The 17,865-nt window shown below is 66.1% G+C and carries 15 protein-coding genes; 7 read left to right on the forward strand and 8 right to left on the reverse strand.

Annotated elements, in window-relative coordinates:
* Positions 1–710: molybdopterin dehydrogenase (locus tag GXY47_07935; protein ID NLV31070.1), on the forward strand; the 710-nt coding region annotated here is incomplete at its 5' end.
* Between the two features lie 60 nt (positions 711–770).
* Here GXY47_07935 and GXY47_07940 read toward each other — a convergent pair.
* Both GXY47_07940 and GXY47_07945 read right to left on the reverse strand, forming a co-directional pair.
* Positions 771–4,118, reverse strand: a complete 3,348-nt coding sequence (locus GXY47_07940; GenBank protein NLV31071.1) for a TM0106 family RecB-like putative nuclease — start codon at positions 4,116–4,118, stop codon at positions 771–773.
* Positions 4,119–4,238: 120 nt separating this feature from the next.
* Entirely contained in the window at positions 4,239–4,673 is a 435-nt protein-coding gene (locus GXY47_07945) for a hypothetical protein (protein NLV31072.1), read from the reverse strand.
* Positions 4,674–4,980: 307 nt separating this feature from the next.
* On the opposite strand from GXY47_07945, the gene GXY47_07950 reads away from it, so the two are divergent.
* The gene (locus tag GXY47_07950; GenBank protein ID NLV31073.1) at positions 4,981–5,898 is read left to right on the forward strand and encodes an HNH endonuclease; all 918 of its coding nucleotides are present in this window, start codon (positions 4,981–4,983) and stop codon (positions 5,896–5,898) included.
* A gap of 8 nt (positions 5,899–5,906) precedes the next feature.
* On the opposite strand, the gene GXY47_07955 is transcribed toward GXY47_07950, so the two are convergent.
* A complete protein-coding gene (locus GXY47_07955) occupies positions 5,907–7,574 on the reverse strand; it encodes a methyltransferase domain-containing protein (protein NLV31074.1) in 1,668 nt (555 codons plus the stop codon).
* A 243-nt stretch (positions 7,575–7,817) separates the two neighbouring features.
* Between GXY47_07955 and rsgA the strand changes: the two genes are divergently transcribed.
* A complete protein-coding gene (gene rsgA / locus GXY47_07960) occupies positions 7,818–8,879 on the forward strand; it encodes a ribosome small subunit-dependent GTPase A (protein NLV31075.1) in 1,062 nt (353 codons plus the stop codon).
* Between the two features lie 83 nt (positions 8,880–8,962).
* Positions 8,963–9,646, forward strand: a complete 684-nt coding sequence (locus GXY47_07965) for a hypothetical protein (protein ID NLV31076.1) — start codon at positions 8,963–8,965, stop codon at positions 9,644–9,646.
* Between the two features lies 1 nt (position 9,647).
* Here the strand turns inward: GXY47_07965 and GXY47_07970 are convergent, their stop codons facing one another.
* On the reverse strand, positions 9,648–9,968 hold the full coding sequence (locus tag GXY47_07970) for a tetratricopeptide repeat protein (GenBank protein ID NLV31077.1): 321 nt from the start codon (positions 9,966–9,968) through the stop codon (positions 9,648–9,650).
* Between the two features lie 333 nt (positions 9,969–10,301).
* A complete protein-coding gene (locus GXY47_07975; GenBank protein ID NLV31078.1) occupies positions 10,302–11,570 on the reverse strand; it encodes a hypothetical protein in 1,269 nt (422 codons plus the stop codon).
* A gap of 243 nt (positions 11,571–11,813) precedes the next feature.
* Between GXY47_07975 and GXY47_07980 the strand changes: the two genes are divergently transcribed.
* Complete coding sequence (locus GXY47_07980) at positions 11,814–12,392, forward strand: hypothetical protein (GenBank protein NLV31079.1); 579 nt, start codon at positions 11,814–11,816, stop codon at positions 12,390–12,392.
* Positions 12,393–12,500: 108 nt separating this feature from the next.
* Here the strand turns inward: GXY47_07980 and GXY47_07985 are convergent, their stop codons facing one another.
* Positions 12,501–12,743, reverse strand: a complete 243-nt coding sequence (locus GXY47_07985; protein ID NLV31080.1) for an addiction module toxin, HicA family — start codon at positions 12,741–12,743, stop codon at positions 12,501–12,503.
* Positions 12,743–12,952, reverse strand: coding sequence for a type II toxin-antitoxin system HicB family antitoxin (locus GXY47_07990; protein ID NLV31081.1), 210 nt, complete (start codon positions 12,950–12,952; stop codon positions 12,743–12,745). The genes GXY47_07985 and GXY47_07990 overlap by 1 nt, the downstream gene beginning before the upstream one ends.
* A gap of 142 nt (positions 12,953–13,094) precedes the next feature.
* Between GXY47_07990 and GXY47_07995 the strand changes: the two genes are divergently transcribed.
* Positions 13,095–14,486, forward strand: coding sequence for a DUF3887 domain-containing protein (locus GXY47_07995; protein NLV31082.1), 1,392 nt, complete (start codon positions 13,095–13,097; stop codon positions 14,484–14,486).
* Here the strand turns inward: GXY47_07995 and GXY47_08000 are convergent.
* A complete protein-coding gene (locus GXY47_08000) occupies positions 14,478–15,389 on the reverse strand; it encodes a DUF4339 domain-containing protein (protein ID NLV31083.1) in 912 nt (303 codons plus the stop codon). The genes GXY47_07995 and GXY47_08000 overlap by 9 nt on opposite strands.
* A 398-nt stretch (positions 15,390–15,787) precedes the next feature.
* Between GXY47_08000 and GXY47_08005 the strand changes: the two genes are divergently transcribed.
* Positions 15,788–17,865, forward strand: a 2,078-nt coding sequence (locus GXY47_08005) for an elongation factor G (protein NLV31084.1), incomplete at its 3' end; no start/stop codon positions are given.

Consider the following 17,865-nt stretch of genomic DNA (forward strand, 5'->3'; position numbering starts at 1 on the left):
CGGCGAACCCCGTCATCAAGGAGAAGTACACGGCGCTGGCGCAGGCGGCCTCGCGCGTGGCCTCCCCCCACATCCGGGAGATGGGGACGATCGGGGGGAACCTGGCGCAGCTGCACCGCTGCTGGTACTTCCGCAAGCCGGAAAACCGCTTCGACTGCAAGCGCAAGGGGGGCGACCGATGTTTCGCCATGTCGGGGGACAACCGCTACCACTCGATCTTCGGGGCGGTGGGCAGCTGCATCGCCGTGCACCCGAGCGACACGGCACCGGCCCTGATTGCGCTCAACGCCCGGGTGGTGACCACCAGCCGGACGATCGAGGCGGAGAACTTCTTCGACGTGAAAACGCCGGGCAACACGGTGCTCGAGCCCGGGGAGATCATCCGGGAGATCTGGATTCCGGCGCCTCCCGCGGGGGCGAAGAGCGCGTTTCTCAAGTTCGCGATCCGCAAGTCGATCGACTTCCCGGTCGTCAACTGCGCGGTCATGGTCGGCGGCGGGGCGGCGCGGATCGCGCTGAACGCCGTGGCGCCGAAACCGTACCGGGCGGTGAAGGCCGAGGCGGTCGTGGCGGGGAAGAAGATCGACGAGGCGCTGGCCGCGGCGGCGGGCGAGGCGGCGGTGGCGGACGCGCGGCCGCTGGCGGCGACCAGGTGGAAGGTCCAGATCGCCAAGACGCTGGTCAAGCGGGCGCTCCTGCAGACGGTGTAAAACCCAGGGCCGCGCTATTTGTCCTTGTGAAAAGGATAAATCAGCCCAAAATTGTCCTTCTTAAAAGGACAAATGTCCCCCATCGGCCACCCTGCAGAGGGTGTTGACCAGCCGCATCTGCTCCACCGTGGCGCAGGGGATTTCGAGCAGACGGGGGCTGGCGGCCACGAGCGCCAGCGAGCGGGCGCGGGAAAGGGCCACGTTCAGCCGATTCCGGCTGTAGAGGAATTCGATGTCGCGCGGCAGGTCCTCCGCCCCCGAGGTCGCCATGGAGACGAGGACCACCTCGGCCTCCTGCCCCTGGAACTTGTCCACGGTCCCGACCCGCGCCCCCGCGGGGAGAACCGAGCGGAGGTGGTTGACCTGGACGTTGTAGGGGGAGACCACCAGGATGTTTTCCGTCCCGAAGGGGTGCTCCTTCCCGTTGCGGTCCCGGAAGCTCTCGAGAAGCAGGCTCCCGTAAATCTCCCGGATGACGCGCCCCTCCTCCTCGCTCTTCTGGGAGCAGCCCCGGTGCTCGACCGGGACGAAGCGGATCCCGGTCGGGGCCAGGTCGGGGTGGGCGTCGGCGCCCAATAACACCCGCTGGTTCCGGGTGCCCGGCTCGGGGTGGAGGCGCCCGTCGTAGACCACCTCCGAGATGAAGCGGCACACCTCGTCGTGCATGCGCCAGGTGGTGCCGAGGAAGATCCCGCGTTCCGGGGGGATGGTCGGCGCCCCCTCGAGGAGGTAGTCGAGGACCGAGAGCCCCGACTCCCCCGGGTGCACGCCCTGAATGGGCTGCGCCAGTTGCATCTGGTCCCCGACCAGGACGAGGTTGCGGGCCGCGAGCCCCATCGCCACCATATTGGCCAGCGACACCTGCCCCGCCTCGTCCACGAAAAGGAAATCAAGCTTTTGATCAAACTCCTCGCGGGCGAAGAGCCAGGCGGTCCCCGCGATCAGGTCGGCTTCGGGGTCGACCCGGCCGTTGTCGGTCACATCCTCCACGAAGCGCCCGCCAAACCAGGTCTCCTCGTTTGCGGTGCTCTTCTTGATCCCGCGGAAGCTGAAGCCGGTCTCGACCGCCCGGCGTTCCACCGCGGCCAGGAGGTTGTGAATCGCCTTGTGGGAGTTGGCCGCTACCCCCACCCGCCGTCCCTGCCGCAGCAGCTCCACGATGATGTGGGAGGAAGTGTAGGTCTTGCCCGACCCCGGGGGGCCCTGGATGAAGAGACAACTTTCGTCGAGCCGGCTGACGGCATCGATAGCCTGTGCGAGCGTTTCTTCCGCGTCCCGAACGACGGGGACGCCGGGAGCATGCCCCGAGATCCGGGGCGGCTCGCGCATGAGCAGCGCCCGCACCGCCCGGTAGCGGTCCGGGTCGGAAACCATGGCTTCGGCATGGCGGTAAACCGCGTCGCGCAGCACCCTCTGGTCGATCGGGCCGGCCGGGACCAGCGAAAGGCGTTCCGGCAGCTCCCCCTTCTGCATCCCCCGTTTGATCCGGACGGTACGCCTCTCCTCGTCGACGGAGAGAATGGTGCCTGCCGGCTCGAGCCGATCGGAGTCCAGGGGCGTGTCCCCCGCGCGGAGCTTGGTGTCCTGCGGCGGGAAGGTGTAGGTATAAACGATCGACCGCTTCTCCTGGACCGGGGCGATCCGGGGATGAAGGCGCAGGCCGGCGAGGCACTCCGCGTCCTCGACGAGCTCTTCTTCGCGACGCCCCTGGCGGTCGAACATCGCCCACCACTGCGGCTTGGCCTCCCGCCGGTGAAACTCCAGCAGCTGGGCCGTCAGGTTGCGCGCCGGGACTTCGGCCGCGGGGGCGCGCTCCAGCAGGCGACGCTCGCACTCCGAGCGCCGGAGTTCGGCTTCCTCCCGCGCCGCGGCCTTCTCCTCCTCCGGCTCTTCCGCCGCTTCGGGCCAGGGAACGTCGGGGGGGCGCAGCCCGAGGAGCCAGTCGCGCAGGAGCGCGGTCGAGCGGCAGTCGATCTCGTTGTATTCGGCGATTTCGGCAAGCAGGGGGGCATCACCGGTCGCGCGCCACTTTTCGTACACGACGATGCTGTCCCCGGCCGTTTTCACCTCGCCGGCGCGCCCCTCCATGTAAAACGCTTCCAGGTTCTTGAGCGAGTAGCGCGGCTCGGACACCCGCACCCCTTCCCTGACCACCTTGTACAGGTCGACGAGCTTCCGGCCGCGCAGGAGCCGGTCGACAGAGTCCTCGCGCGTCCCGTAGCCCGATGCCAGGCGCTTGAGCGCCGTTTCCTCGTAGTGGTTGTAATGATAGATATGCGCCCCGGGGTGGTCCTGGAGATGCCGGGTGAAAAAATCGCTCAGCCGCTCGAACGCCGCCCGCTCCTCCTCGTGGTCGTGGGCCCAGAAGGGCCTGAAAATACCCTTCCCCTCCTCCACGAAATAGACCCCCATGAGGTACTCGAGCCCGTCCGGGTAGAGCGGGTCCCCCTCGAAATCGAGGAAGAGGTCCCCGGGGTCGGGCCGCGGCATCCGCGCGAACCCCCGCCCCTCCTCGAGAGGCAACAGCTCGACCCGGTTTTCGCCGCTGTCCCGCTTTGTGACCTGCAGCTGCGCCTGCGACCGCAGGCGCTCGAGCGCCTCCGGCGCCATCCCGGCCACGGGGGCTTCGTCCGGAAGGGAGGCGAGCGCCCGCACCGTGCCGATGCCGGCCGATTGCAGCCTGTCGACCTGGGTGCGCCGGATGTTGGCGACCAGGCTCAGGTGGTCCTCCCGCTCCCACTGCGCCTCGCACCGCTCGCGCCAGCGGCAGCTGTCGCACGCCCGGCAGGGCTCGGGGCGCGACTCCGGGTGCGCCGCCGATACGAAGGTCTCGAAGCGGCGGCGCGCGATCCGGTAGTAGGCGGCGAAGTCGGCAAAGCGGAACGCCTCCTCCCGCCCGTCCCCCAGGATGATGTACATGGATTGCGGCTCGGTCCCCTGCGCCTCGGCCAGAAGCCCGGTGTAGACGCACAGCTGCATGATGTGGGCCGGGGTGGCGCGGCGCGCGAGCTTGGTGTCGACCGCCTCGTACAGCGGCCGCCCGGCGCGGTCGCGCCCCGCAAGGCGGAGGAAATCGGCGTAGCCGTGCCACTTCCCCGAGTAGAGCGCCCCCTGGTATACGATGTCGGCCCCGGACTCCATCGCCGCGCGCGTCTCGCGCACCCGCTCCCCGAGCGCGCCCGAGCCCTTGATTTGGACCACCCGGAGCCCCTCCCCCTTGAGCGCCTCCAGGTAGCGCCGCTCGTGCTCGAACCCCTTCTCCCGCAGGAGCGCGAGCTGCCCGTCCTCTTCGGCCTTCGGCAGCGGTTCTTCCAGGTCGCAGAGGTCGAGCACCGTCGCGTGCGCGCACCCGAGGAACCGGTCCAGGTCGTGTGCGGCCAACAGCAGGCCGCCGTGGTATTTGCGCATGAGGTGCGATCTCCCCGATAGGGTCCGCCGGCATTGTAGCAGGAATTGGCAATTGCGCTGGGATTGAGGGCGGGCCGTATAGTGTCTGGCCCGCCCTCAGCAAGTGAGACGATATTCGGACTATTTCTTTTTGACGATTTTTTTCAGGTTCGTCGTCAGTCTCTCGGCGGTCTTTCTAGGTCCGCCCCGTTTCATCGCACCCCACCACAAGCTCCTGTCTCCAGCCTCCGAGGCCCATAACATCGTATTTGATTTCGGGTCCACCACCATCACGTTGGCGATGTTGTGATCCTTTTCTCCCGATAGCCAGCCCTCGTGCCATGATCGCTTTTCCTGAATAACCAAGTTTCCCGTCATGATGTAATCGGCACCCTCGGGACTCAACAGGACCTGGAGGGGGACCTTCTTTTTGACCATTTCCGCGCGAATGAATCCATCGAGATCATTTTCCATCTCCTCGATGTAGATTTTCGCATTTCGCTCAAGGATCCTGTCTTCCGCAAATGCTGGCGCCAAGGAGGCCAGGGCGAACAGCAACATGATGGTCTTTTTCATATCTCTCCTTTTGTGTATTGCTTTGCACCGTTTCCGGTTTCATGCCTGTAGGCCCCGCCTCCGTTGCACCAAACGGGGTCCACTAAGGCTCAAATCATGCACATCAACGTAGACCGCTGTTATGACATCCGAGGTCACTCCCGGAACGACCGATGCCCGAATGGGCGGTGCCGACCTTATCGGATCCCCTGCCGAGCAGATTATCTTTTGCACATAGTTTCTTGCATTTTTCTCAACTGCGATTACGCTTTCCCTTGCATTTGACATCGAGTTGCCTATGATGATTCAAATTGATCGGGAATTAGACATGGATGATCTGGATACCCGAATCCGGCTAAAGGCCTTTGCGCATCTTGAAATCCTCCGGATGCAATATGGCGACATTTTGCCGCTGACGAGTCTCAGTGCGGGGTTCGAATTTGAGGGTCGGGGGGTTCGGTTTTTGGGTCCGCCCGGCATTTTCAAGCCGGCCATCCTGCCGGAGATCCCGCTCAGCATTAAAACTGTTCCGATCGAAGAGGGAAAGCCCCGTCCCTACGAGGATGAAATCGGTACGGATGGGCTGATCCGCTACAAATACCGCGGGACCGATCCCAACCACCGGGACAACGTGGGACTCCGCCTGGCCATGCAGAGGCAGGTTCCGCTGATCTATTTCTATGGCCACGCCCCGGGGCAATACGAGGCCGTATGGCCGGTGTACATTGTGGGCGATGACCCCGGCTCCCTTACCTTTTCGGTGGTGGTTGCAGAGAAGCGGGTGGATGCCAACCCAAGGGAGTTCTCGTTCGGGGACGAAACCGCCGTTCGCTCCTATATCACCGTTGCCACCCAGCGGCGCCTGCATCAACAAAGCTTCCGTATCCGGGTGCTTCAGGCCTACCGGCAGTCCTGTTCCATATGCAGGCTGCGACACGCGGAGCTTCTGGAAGCGGCGCACATCCTGCCCGACCGGAATCCCCGGGGAGAGCCCTGGGTGTCTAATGGGATTTCGCTCTGCAAACTGCACCACGCGGCGTTCGATTCCCAGATTCTGGGAATCCGGCCCGATCTGGTAATCGAGATCCGGCGCGATATCCTTGAGGAGTCGGACGGTCCCCTCCTCATTCATGGCCTTCAAGGGTGGCACAACAAGAAGCTCAGCGTAGTTCCGAATTCCGCGCTCTTGAAGCCGCGCGAGGATTTTCTGGAGGAGCGCTACGAGCTTTTCCGCAAGGCGGGGTAGTCGGCGGTCTACGGCTCCCAGCGGTCGATGCCGCGCTGCAGGGCGGTGACCTCCACCGCTTCCATCATTCCGGCGAAAACCCTAGACAGATCGAAAGTGCGGGCGGCGGTGAAGCGGCCGGTTTCCCTTTCGAACCGGGGCGGGTTGGCCCGGTGCAGGAGATCCCAGTACTCCAGGATGACGCCTTTCCGCTTCCTGAGCAGGGAGTTGGTGGGGAGGCGGTCGGCCTTGGCGCGGTTGATTGCCGCGGCGGCGGGGAGGAGGTTCCAGAGGTCGTTGTTACGCCAGAGGGAGAAGGGGAGGACGTGGTCCACCTCGTATCTCCCGTAGAGCCTCTCGCCCGTCCATACGCATTGCTTCCCCGCCATGTCCCGGTAGATGTTTTTGGCTTCATCGACGTTGCGGCTGAAGGTGGGGATTCGGAGGAGGCGGTCGATGACGTGGCTTCGGCTGATGGTTCCCCCGGAGATATCGGCGGTCAGCTCGCTCCAGCGGAGCAGGAGCGCGTCCTGGATCCAGTGCCCCGACAGGCACAGCTCCCGCCAGATGTCGGCGTCGAAAAACACTTGCTGGCTCTGGCGGTCGTAGACGAAAAAGTTCGTGTTTCCATCCATAAAGTGGCCTGCGTGCCGCACAGGACCATTGATGATGGTCCGGCATAGGATCCTCTGCAGCCGTTCGAGGATCGTCCGCTGTTGAGGGCTGAGGGCGTCGTTCCCGAGGGCCGTGGCGAAGGCGTCGAGGCCGCCGGAGAGGCTGAAGGAATCGATCAGCCGGCCCAGGTCGCGGCGGAAGGCGATCGGTTTGGCGCTCCCCGGCTTTTCCCCGCGGATCTGGGGGATGAAGCCTTCGGGGTTGTCCATCAGGGGCCAGTAATAATAGATCCAGCGCTCGACGATTTCGTCGACCGGGACTCCGACGCTGCCGTCGGGGCGCCAGGAGGCGAGGGCGAAGCGCGTCAGCGCGATGTCGCACAGGGCGCGGAAGAGGGCGAGTTTGTATGTCGCCGTCTTCCGGTCGCGGTTCAGGATCCCCTCGATCCGGTCGATGGGGCGCAGCGCCTGGTCCGAGCGCAGCGAGAAGAGGAGGGTGGTCCAGCGGATGGGCCGGCCGAGGCCGTCCTCGTTGTCCCAGCGGCCGAGGAGGTGAAAGCCGAGGCGCTCGAAGAGGAGCTCCACCGCCTCCGGGACCAGGGGGGTGTAGAGGCGCCCCTTGTCGTCGCGGCCGTTTTCCCCGATGCCGGGGCGCTGCCCCGGGAAGGAGAGGAGGAGCCGGCCTCCCGGTTTCAGGAGGCTGCGGATGTCGAAGGCGGCGTCGAACTGCCGCTCCGCCGGCAGGTGCTGCAGCACGGCGGAGCAGAGGACGCCGTCGAATTTTTTGTGAATGTGCGCCGAAAGCTCCGGGAGGGCGGCGGAATAGACGCGCCCCTCCGTCTCCGGGTGGTGCGACAGGCAGAGGGACCGCAGCGCGGCGCTCGGCTCGGCGCCGTAGGCGGCGTACTCCTCGGCGGCGAGGATGCCGAGGTCGCGCCCCGAGCCGGAACCGATGTCGAGGACCTCGGCCCCGGTCGGGAAGGCGAGCCGGAAGTATTGCCGCACCCCGCCGGCGGCGGATTCGTAGAGGGCGAAGACCTCTTCGGCGTTGTCGTCGTAGTAACGGATCGTGCGGTCGTCCATCGCGGGCCGATTGTACCCCCACGCAGGCAGCCTAGTAAATGATACCGGTATTGACTTCGCCGCCGGACGGGCTATCATGGCGTCGTGCTTATGAAACAGACTCTGCAAGCCTCGGTTCTCTAGTCCAGGAGCGACGTCCCGGCGGGTGGTTCCGCGCCCGGGCCGTGCTCCGCCCCGACTCCCGATTACGTTCATAAATCATCAGTGTGCCCGGCCGGTCCGGGGAATCATGAGAGGCTCGAGATGGATCGATCTGCAGAGGTTTTTGAAGGCGCTTTTCTGGGCGCCTGGGACGAGGCGAGGGGGAAGGAATTCGCGCCGTTTGCGGCGGCGGGGCTCGAGCCGGGGCGGGTGCTCGAAGCCGGCCGGAATGTGTTCCGGGTGTGGACGGCGGCGGGCGCCCGGACGGCGTACCCGGCGGGGGGGATCCGGGCGGCGGAGCCGGTGGTGGCGGGGGACTGGGTCGCGCTCGATACCGCCCAGACGACGGCCGTGGTCCGGGGGATGCTCGGGCGCCGCTCGTTCTTTTCACGCCAGGCGGCGGGCAGGGAGGTGCGGGAGCAGGTGCTGGCGGCCAACATCGATTTCGCCCTCATCCTCCTCGGGCTCGACCGCGACTACAACCGGAAGCGGCTCGACCGCTACCTGGTGCAGGCGCGCCGGGGGGGCGTGCGGCCGGTGGTGGTCCTGACCAAGGCCGACCTCTGCCCCGACCCGGTCGGGTTTGTCGCCCGGACGGAATACGAACTGAAGGGGGTGGCGGTGCACGCGATCTCGGTGCGGAGCGGGTACGGGGTGGCCGATCTCGGCGCCTGGCTGCGCCCGGGGAACAGCTGCCTCCTGACCGGTTCCTCCGGGGTGGGCAAGTCGACCCTGGTCAATCACCTGGCGGGCGAAGAGGTGGCGCGCACGGGCGCGGTCCGGCAGTCGGACGGGCGGGGGCGCGCGACGACGACGTCCACGCGCGGGTTTCTCACCGGCGGCGGCGCGTGGGTGTTCGACAGCCCGGGGCTGCGCGAGGTGCAGCTCTGGGGGAGCGAGGAGGACATCGCGGACGCGTTTGACGACATCGCGCGGCTGGCCCGGGGGTGCCGCTATGGCGACTGCGGCCACCGGGGGGAGCCGGGGTGCGCGGTCCGCGCCGCGCTCGAGCGGGGGGAGGTGAGCGCGGAGCGACTGCTCAATTACGGGAAGTTGCGGCAGGAACTGGGCGCGACCCGGGAGAGCGTGCAGCGGGCGCGAAAGAAGCGCTCGCGCGCAATCGCCCTCCTGGTGCGGAACCACCGGAAGGTGTCCCGGGAGTAAAGGCGGTGTTATTCATGGTCGCCATTATGTCGTATCATGTGACAATCCGATCGGGCGGGCATGGATGACAGGGGGGGACGGGAATGGAGCTCGAGCTGGTCGTGCGCGCTAAGATGGTCGGGAGGGTGATGCGCCGGGCGCGGCGGATCTCGCGCGCCATCGACCGGGGATTCGAGCCGCTCCGCGCCGGGTGGACGGTGGACGCCTACGACCCCCAGGCGCTGCTCGAGGCCTTTCCGCGCCTGCGCCTGCGGGAGGGGTTCCGGCTGTCGTCCTACCATTTCTTCGACGGCGTGAACGGCAACGGGTTCGTCTTTGCGATCCCGGCCGACGAGGAACTGCCCGAGCCGCCCGAGGAAGGGTTCGATTTCGGGCGGGATCCGCTCCCGGAATGGGCGAGCGCCGATATCGGCCGCTTCCTCGAGGGGGACGGCTCGGTCCTGGCCTATTTCCAGGCGTCGATCTTCATCCGGGAACTCGGGGAGATGGGCACGCTCCGGCAGGGCTGTACCTGGTTCCCGCAGGAGGTGATCACCGACGGCAGGGACATCGCCGGGCAGGCGTGGCAGTGGCGGGAAGAGGAACCGCTCGAGTGGCTCCCCACCGTGTGGCGGGACGGCGGCGGCCCGCGCTTCGTCGTTTTTTACACCTACACCGGCCTCGGCCGGGAGCGGATCCTCCGGCACACGGACGTCTATGCGGCGGGGTACCGCTTCGAGCAGAACCCCCGGGAGATCGCCCTGGGCGAAGGGGGCTATCTCCTCTGACCTACCCCCAGACCGACGCCTTCTTCGCCCAGGTGGTGTTGACGTAGCGGGTCTTGAAGGCCGCGCCCGTCTCCATGAGGTCGGCGGCGTCGCCGCTCGCCTTGTAGCGGGTGACGCCGCGCCAGTAGAGGGCCTCGGGGGCGGCGTCGGAACCGGGGTGCGCGTCGAGGATGTCTTCGAACCGCTTCACGGCCTCCTTCCAGTCCTCCCGGGCGAAGGCCGCGTGGGCCAGGCCGAGCTTGAGCTGTCCGAGGAAATCCTCGGGCGGCAGGAAGCCCTCGACCTGGTGGCGCCGGTTCCCCTCGGGGTCGAGGATCTGCACCGTCGGCGTCCAGCGCGCTCCGAAGCGCCCGAAGAGTTCGGGCTGCTCGCCGATGTGGATCTTGACCGCGATGAAATGGTCCTTGATGAATCTCCTGACGCGCTCGTCGGGGTAGACCTCGGCTTCCAGCCGGGCGCACCCTCCTCAAGCGGGGGCCGCGCTGAAATCGAGCAGGAGCGGTCGCCCCTCCGTGCGCGCCTCCTCGAGGGCCGCGTCGACGTTCTTCTTCCAGGTTATGGACATGGCTTGTTCCCTCCCTGCCCGGGGCGGACGGGTTTCCCGGGCTCGTTGATCTCTATATAAGATCCCGTCCCGGTCCGGCGCAAAGGAGGGTCAGTCGTACCGCCCGAAGGTCCGGGCGGTGTCGATCATCGCCTTCACGTTTTTCGGGTTCGCCTCGTCGATGCAGGTGGCCGTCAGGATGAAGCCGCCGTCCCTGCCGCAGGTCTGGATGAGCTTGCGGCAGTGCTCCTCGACTTCGGGGACCGAACCGGCCTTCAGGAGGAAGCCGGGGACGTCGATCATGATGCAGAGGTGGCCCCCCAGGACCGCCTTGGCCCGCTGCGCGTCGGTCTGCGAGAAATGGCACAGCACCTTTCCGCGCGGCAGCTCGAGCAGGTACTCCAGGCGCCGGTCCCAGGTCCCCTCGAAGAAGGGGCAGGGGGTCCACCCGGCATCGACCAGGGCCAGGAGGACCTTCCTGAGCGACGGCCAGTAGAACTTCTCGAACTGGGCGAGCGACATGAAGCCGTCGGAACCGCGGTGCAGGGCCATGAACACCCGCCGGTTGCCGTCGGCCGGGGCGGGGTTGGCCGCGATCATCTCCAGGTTCTGCCGGCAGTAGAGGTCGCAGACCTCGAGCAGCTTGTCGGGGACGCGGTACATGTCGAGCATCGTCCCCCGCATCCCGCGGAGGAAGTCGGAGACCGTGTCGAAAGGGGAGGCGGCCATCATCCGGGAGCTGTTGTAGACGGGGAAGCCGAGCTCCCCCATCTTCTCGTCGAAATCGAGGTCGGACGCCTGCCACTCGGCCTGCAGCCGGGCGGCGGCGGCGAAGCGCTCCAGCATCTCCGCCATCCCGGGCCGCACCGACTGCGCCAGCAGCCCGGCCAGCCCCCAGGGGCCGATGACGGACCGCATGGGGGGAAGATGCCCCATGGGTCCGGCGGAGCGGAAAGCGCGCGGGAGGTAGACGCGGGCCATGAAATCGGACGGGTCGCGGAGGAAGAGGTCGTACTCCTCCTGCTTCATCGGCTCCAGTTCGATCATCTGGTGGCTCAGGTTCGGGGCGACGCCGCCGCCGGGCCACCGCATCCCGAGGGGGCCGAGGATCTCCATCGCCTTCCCGGAGAGCATGGCCGTCTGCGCCCAGTAGATGTCGGGCCCGAGCTCGGTGATGGTCCGGACGTTGGCCGCGCGCCAGGCGGCGGCGTCGTAGTAGGCGGAGGAGAAGGGGACGCCGCAGTAGGTGCCCGAGAAGTAGCCGGCGAAGAGCTGAAACGGCACCCGGTCGGGCACCTCGAGCGCGATGGCGTCGCTCACCCTCCGGTCCCTTTCGGCATAGTGTGCGGCGGCGTCGCCGCGGGGCTTGGGCTGGGTCATTGCAAGGGCCTCCCTCGTTGCGGAACGGGTCGGGTTCGGAAGTCGTTCCGGGCCGGCTCGGGTTCACTGCATCGGGTTCGTCTGTCGAAGTTGAGGCCATTGTAACCAATTTGCGCCGCGCAAGCGCTTCATTTTGGCGCTTTATTTTTGCCGGGGTCGGCCGCGGGCTGATATAGAATGGGACGCATTGGACATCGTACGAAGTTGCGCTCTGCGCTGCGCGGCACATCAAAGGAGGCCCTTATGGCTGGCATGCTTAAGCTGAAGAACAAGGTACGGAAACCGAACGTGGTCGAACTCAAACCCTGGAAGTCGATCCACGACACGATCAAGGAACCGATGGTCACGGGTCTCGGCCCCCTGGACATCCCCGACTCGGTCCTGGCGATGGGATTTGCCCGCATCACCAAGCCCGACACCCTGGGCTTCCCGAGCCACAAGCACAACTTCGACCAGTGGGTCTACCTCATCGGAGACAGCCGCAACTTCGCCGACTTCGACGCCGACGTGGAGATCCTGCTGGGGGACAAGGTGGTCAAGATCAACTATCCCTGCTACATCTTCATCCCCAAGAACGTCATGCACTGCCCGCTCGAGATCAAGCGCGTGGGCAAGCCCTTCCTCTTCATCGACGCGCGGGTCACCCCGGATGCGAGCGTCCGCCCGAAAAAGCGGATCGCGATCCAGGAGGTGAAGTACATCGCCAAGAACAACAAGGCGCCGAAGGCCAAGGCCGCGCCCAAGGCCGCCGCCAAGGCGGCACCGAAAAAGGCGGCCAGACCGGCGCCCAAAAAGGCGGCCAAACCGGCGCCGAAAAAGTAAGCCTGATCCCGCACCCTCCCCGGCCGGGCGCCCGGCCGGGGAGGACGCAGACCTGCCTTCCCGCGCGCCTTGGACGGCTGTAAGGATGGAGGAGGCAGTGAGATTTCCTTACCCCTTTTTCGGCGACTGACGATCGCGGGTCAATTCATCAACGGTCAAGCCGATTTCTTTGGCGATCTGTTTCAGCAGGATGGGGGATATATCGCGGCCCGGATGAAACGGGATGGTCGTGCCCCGGCCGTCGGCATGCCGGTAATGCTTGTGAGACCCGCGTTGCCGATCCTCTCTGAAGCCCAGTCTCTCGAGAATGGCGGCAAGCTCCTTCGGTCGCAAAACCGGGGCTTTCACCATCATGCAACCTGGATGGTCTGAATTCCGATAAATTCTGTTTCCAGGACCGGATCTCCATCCTCCAGGAGCAGCTCCAGGACTTCCCGGAGATTGAGGCGGAGTTCGTCGAGGGTTTCTCCCTGGCTGTGAGCGCCTGGGAATCCGGGAACATATCCGACATAAAGTCCCGTCTGAGGGCATTTCTCTACGATCGCCGTATATGCTTTCATCGGATCCACTCCAGTTCTGCAATCATAGCACAGGGCGGATAGTTGCCGAAGCGGTGCCGAGTACATCCTGGTACGTTCCGGTGTTTTGCGGGTGTAGAATTCTCACGTCATCAAGTTTCCAATCATTTTCGGGGAGAGCGACATGAAACTCGCCGTGCGGGTCGCCGCGATGATGATGTTTTGCGCGCTTTCGGCCTCGGCCCAGAAGGGGGTCGAGGAGCTCACCGACGAGCGGGCGCTGGGGATCGCGCGGGAGGTGGTGGCCGCGCTCAACGCAGGGGACGCGGGGGCGGCCTATGACCGCTTCGACGAGGCGATGCGGAAGGCGGTGGCGCTCCCGCAACTCGAGGGAGTCTGGAAATCGATCCTGTCCTCGAAGGGGGCTTATGAGGGGGAAGCATCCCGGGAGGTCCGGAAGGTGCGGGAATTCACCTCGGTAGTCCTCACCCTCCGGTTCGAGAAGGGGACGCAGATAGTCGTCGTGACCCTGCGGGACGACGGGCGCGTGGCCGGGCTGCAGCTCCCCCCGGCGCCGGTCGAGACGGAGCTCGAGACCGGAGAGGAGGAGGTCACGTTCTCGAGCGGGGGCAATGCCGTCTACGGCACGCTGCGGCTCCCGCGGGGCGGGTCGGGGAGGGCGCCGGCCATGGTGTTGATCTCCGGGAGCGGGCCCACCGACCGGGACGGCAACAGCCGGATGCTCCCGGGGAGGACCGAGTCGCACCGGCACCTCGCCCGGATCCTGGCCGAAGCCGGGGTGGCCTCCCTGCGCTACGACAAGTTCGGTGTCGGCAAGACCCCCCTGGGGAGCCACGCGCAGGCGGTGGAAAGCATCGAATTCGATGATTATGTCGCCCTCGCCCTCGATGCCCGCGAATACCTGGCGGGCCGCCCCGGGATCGACCCGGCGCGCATCGGCTTTCTGGGGCACAGCGAGGGGGCGCTGATCGCCCTGGTGGCCGCCGACCGGATGAAGGGGGGGCAGCCCCCCGCCGCCCTCGCGCTCGCCATGCCCGGCGCCAAACCCTACATGACCCTCATCCGGGAGCAGGCGGCCGGGCAGTACGCCGCGGCGGTCAGGATGGGGGCGTACACGCAGGCCCAGGCGGACGAGGGGATGGCGGAGATCGACCGGCTCATCGCGCGGGTGAGCCGCGACGCCACGGTCCCGGAGAAGATCAGCCCGCAGTTCGCCTCGCTCTTTCTCGGGCAGAACCTGAAATTCCTCCAGACGGCGCACCGGCACGACCCGCGCGCCCTCGCGTCCGGCCTCCCGCCGGCCCTCCCGGTCCTGGTCCTGTGCGGGGAGAAGGATGCCCAGATGAGCTGCGGGGACGCCCGGCTCCTGGCCGACAGCTTCCAAAAGGGGGGGAACGCCGCCATCCGCTTCGCCGGGCTCCCGAACGTGAACCACGTCTTCAAGGAGATCGAGGGGGAGCCCCGGCTGCCCGAGGATTACGTCGATCCCGCCAAACCCTTCTCCCGCGAGGCCGAACGGGTCCTGGCCGACTTCGTCCGGTCCGCCTTACGCTGACCGGATGGAAGCCGGCCCTGCTGGTTCGACCGGCGGGATGGGGGCCCAGTCCTCGCGCCCGGCTTCGGCCAGCAGGGTGTCTTGGGGGATCATGCCCCGGGACACCAGGGAGCGGATCTCCTCCAGGGTTGCCGGGCCCTTCGGCACCGCGCCGGGGACGAGGTAGAAGTACTTGGTCGTGGCGTTCTCCCTGATTTTTTCGGCGAGGGCCTTGCCCGCGTGCGCCGCCTGGCCCGCCAGGACCTTTCCCGCCTCCCCGGCGTGGCCGGCCAGCGAGCGGGTGGCTCCCGCGACCCTGGTCCCCGCGGCCGAGATCAGGCGCTCCAGCCGTTCGTCGTCGGCGGCGAAGGAACCGACCGGGCCGATGCCCGATACGTCCGCCCCCTCGAAACGGATGTATTCCCCCTTCGGGTAGCCGATCAGGCCGGCGTAGAGGACGGTGGGGAAGGATAGGCGCACCCGGCGGTAGTCGCTCACCGCGTCGTTGTACTCCCGGGTTCGCGTCTCGATGTCGACGTGGCACCCGGCGATGGCGTCCATCTGTTTCTGGTACTGGGCGTCGGCCTTCAGGTCGGGAAAGCGCTGCGCGGCGTTCTGCAGGGAGGCCATGATGGCGCCCGACTGGTGGTAGGCCGTGTTGAGGGTGGCCGCGGTGTAGTCCTGGGAGACCTGGGTCACCACCAGCCCCTCGTACCCTTCGAAGCGCTTGACGGCGTCCCCCAGCTTGTTCAGGACATCCACCATCTTCTTATAGGAGGCGCCCAGGTTGGAGTACCGCTTCTGCACCTCCTCCGAGAGTCGGCGGAGCTTGTTGTAGGTGGTCAGGAAGATCACGAGGGCGATGACGCCCGCGAAGACCGCCAGCCAGAAAATCCCTGATATCAATCCCCAGATGGCTTCCATAAGGTACTCCTTCCGGGAAAACCCCGGGCAAGGTGAAGAGGAAGGGCAGGAATTGCCACTAGAACAGGCAATTCAATTTCAAAACTTAGTTAATTATATGATCATGATGGCCTAGTGGCAATTATCCGGGCGTGGGATCGGCTGGAAATTTTGCGGGGTCGCCCCGGTCCGGGAGGGTCCGCGGCGGCGGGGGAGTCAGGGAGACTGTAAATGTCGCACCCGGTCGTGCAGGATCGGGGTGACCGAGCGCCTAAAGGACGCCAATGGACATCCGCCACGGGATCCGCCCCAAGCTGCGGTAAGGGGGGCCCCCTCCCAAAGCCGGCCCGGGTGGGCGCTTGACATATCTGGTACTATTTGCTGCTCGATTTGTAATAATAAGGAAAGAGGTTAAGGACTTGATCAGGGACCTGAAACGCGTAAGAAACATCGGAATCAGCGCACATATCGATTCCGGCAAGACCACTTTGACGGAACGCATCCTTTTCTATACCCAGCGCATCCGCGTGATGCACGACGTGAGGGGGAAGGACGGCGTGGGCGCCGTGATGGATTCGATGGACCTCGAGCGCGAGCGCGGGATCACCATCGCCTCGGCCGCCACCTACTGCGAGTGGGCGGGGCATTTCATCAACCTCATCGACACCCCGGGGCACGTCGATTTCACCATCGAGGTGGAGCGCTCCCTCAGGGTGCTCGACGGGGCCGTGCTGGTGCTCTGCGGGGTGGCGGGGGTGCAGTCCCAGTCCCTGACGGTCGACCGGCAGATGCGGCGCTACAACGTGCCGCGCCTGGCCTTCATCAACAAGCTCGACCGGTCGGGGGCCAACCCCTTCCGCGTGGTCGAGCACCTGCGCGAGAAGCTCAAGCACAACGCCGTCATGATGCAGATACCGATCGGGCTCGAGGCCAAGTTCGAGGGGGTGGTGGACCTGGTCCACATGAAGGCCCACTACTTCGACGGTCCCGGCGGAGAGGAGCGCCGGATCGAGGAGATCCCCGCGGCGTTGCTGGGCCAGGCGGAGGAAAAGCGCCAGGAGATGCTCGACGCGCTCTCGATGTTTTCCGACGAGCTGCTCGAGGCGGCCCTCGAGGAGCGGGCCACCCCGGAGATGATCCACGAGGCGGCGCGGCGGGGGACGCTCTCCCTGCAGCTGACCCCCGTGTTCATGGGGTCGGCCTACAAGAACACGGCCATCCAGCCGCTGCTCGACGCGGTCACCGAGTACCTGCCCGACCCGACCGAGGTCGTCAACGAGGCCCTCGACCTCGCGAAGGACGAGGACAAGGTGGTCCTCAATTCCGACCCCGATTCCCCGCTGGTGGCGCTGGCGTTCAAGCTCGAGGAGACCCGCTTCGGGCAGCTGACCTACATCCGGATCTACCAGGGGACGCTCAAGCGGGGGGACACCATCGTCAACCGGCGCACCGGCAAGGATGTGCGCGTCGGCCGGCTGGTGCGGATGCACTCCAATGAAATGGAGGAGATCACCGAGTCGCACGGCGGGGACATCGTGGCGCTGTTCGGCATCGACTGCGCCTCGGGCGACACCTTCACCTCGGACAAGGTGAATTACGCCATGACCTCGATGCACGTGCCCGACCCGGTCATCCACCTCACCGTCGCCCCCAGGGACCGGAAGATGGCGGGGAACATGGCGAAGGCGCTCAACCGCTTCACCAAGGAGGACCCGACCTTCAAGACCCACATGGACGAGGAGTCGGGGGAGACCATCATCTCCGGGATGGGGGAACTCCACCTGGACGTCTACGTGGAGCGGATGAAGCGCGAGTACGGCGCCGAGGTGGAGACCGGGGCGCCGCAGGTGGCCTACCGCGAGGCGATCAGCCGGAGGGTCGATTTCGACTACACCCACAAGAAGCAGACGGGGGGCTCCGGGCAGTACGGGCGCGTCGGGGGGTTTGTCGAGCCGCTGGAGTCGGGCGAGTTCGAGTTCGTCGACGAGATCGTCGGCGGCGCGATCCCGCGCGAGTTCATTTCCTCGGTGGAGAAGGGGTTCCGCTCCATGTTGAAGAAGGGGCGGCTGATCGGCTTCCCGGTGACGGGGCTGCGGGTGGTCGTCAACGACGGGGCGGCCCACTCGGTGGACTCTTCCGACAACGCTTTCCAGGCGGCGGCCCGGGGGGCCTTCCGGGAGTTCTACCACCGCGCCCGCCCCCACATCCTGGAGCCGCTCATGAAGGTGAGCGTGGAGGGCCCGGTGGAGTTCCAGGGCAACTTCGTCCGCACCATCATGCAGCGCCGCGGCATCATCGTCGGGACCACCGAATCGGAAGGGTTCGCCCGGGTGGACGCCGACGTGCCCCTTTCGGAGATGTTCGGGTATTCCACCGACCTCAGGTCCTCGAGCCAGGGGAAGGCGGAGTTCACCATGGAGTTCAGCCGGTACGTTCCGGTCCCGGCCGAGGTCTCCAAGGAACTGATCAAGAAGTACGGCACCAACTTGGACAAGGA

Source organism: Acidobacteriota bacterium (genome assembly GCA_012729555.1).
Lineage (GTDB): Bacteria > Acidobacteriota > UBA6911 > UBA6911 > UBA6911 > UBA6911.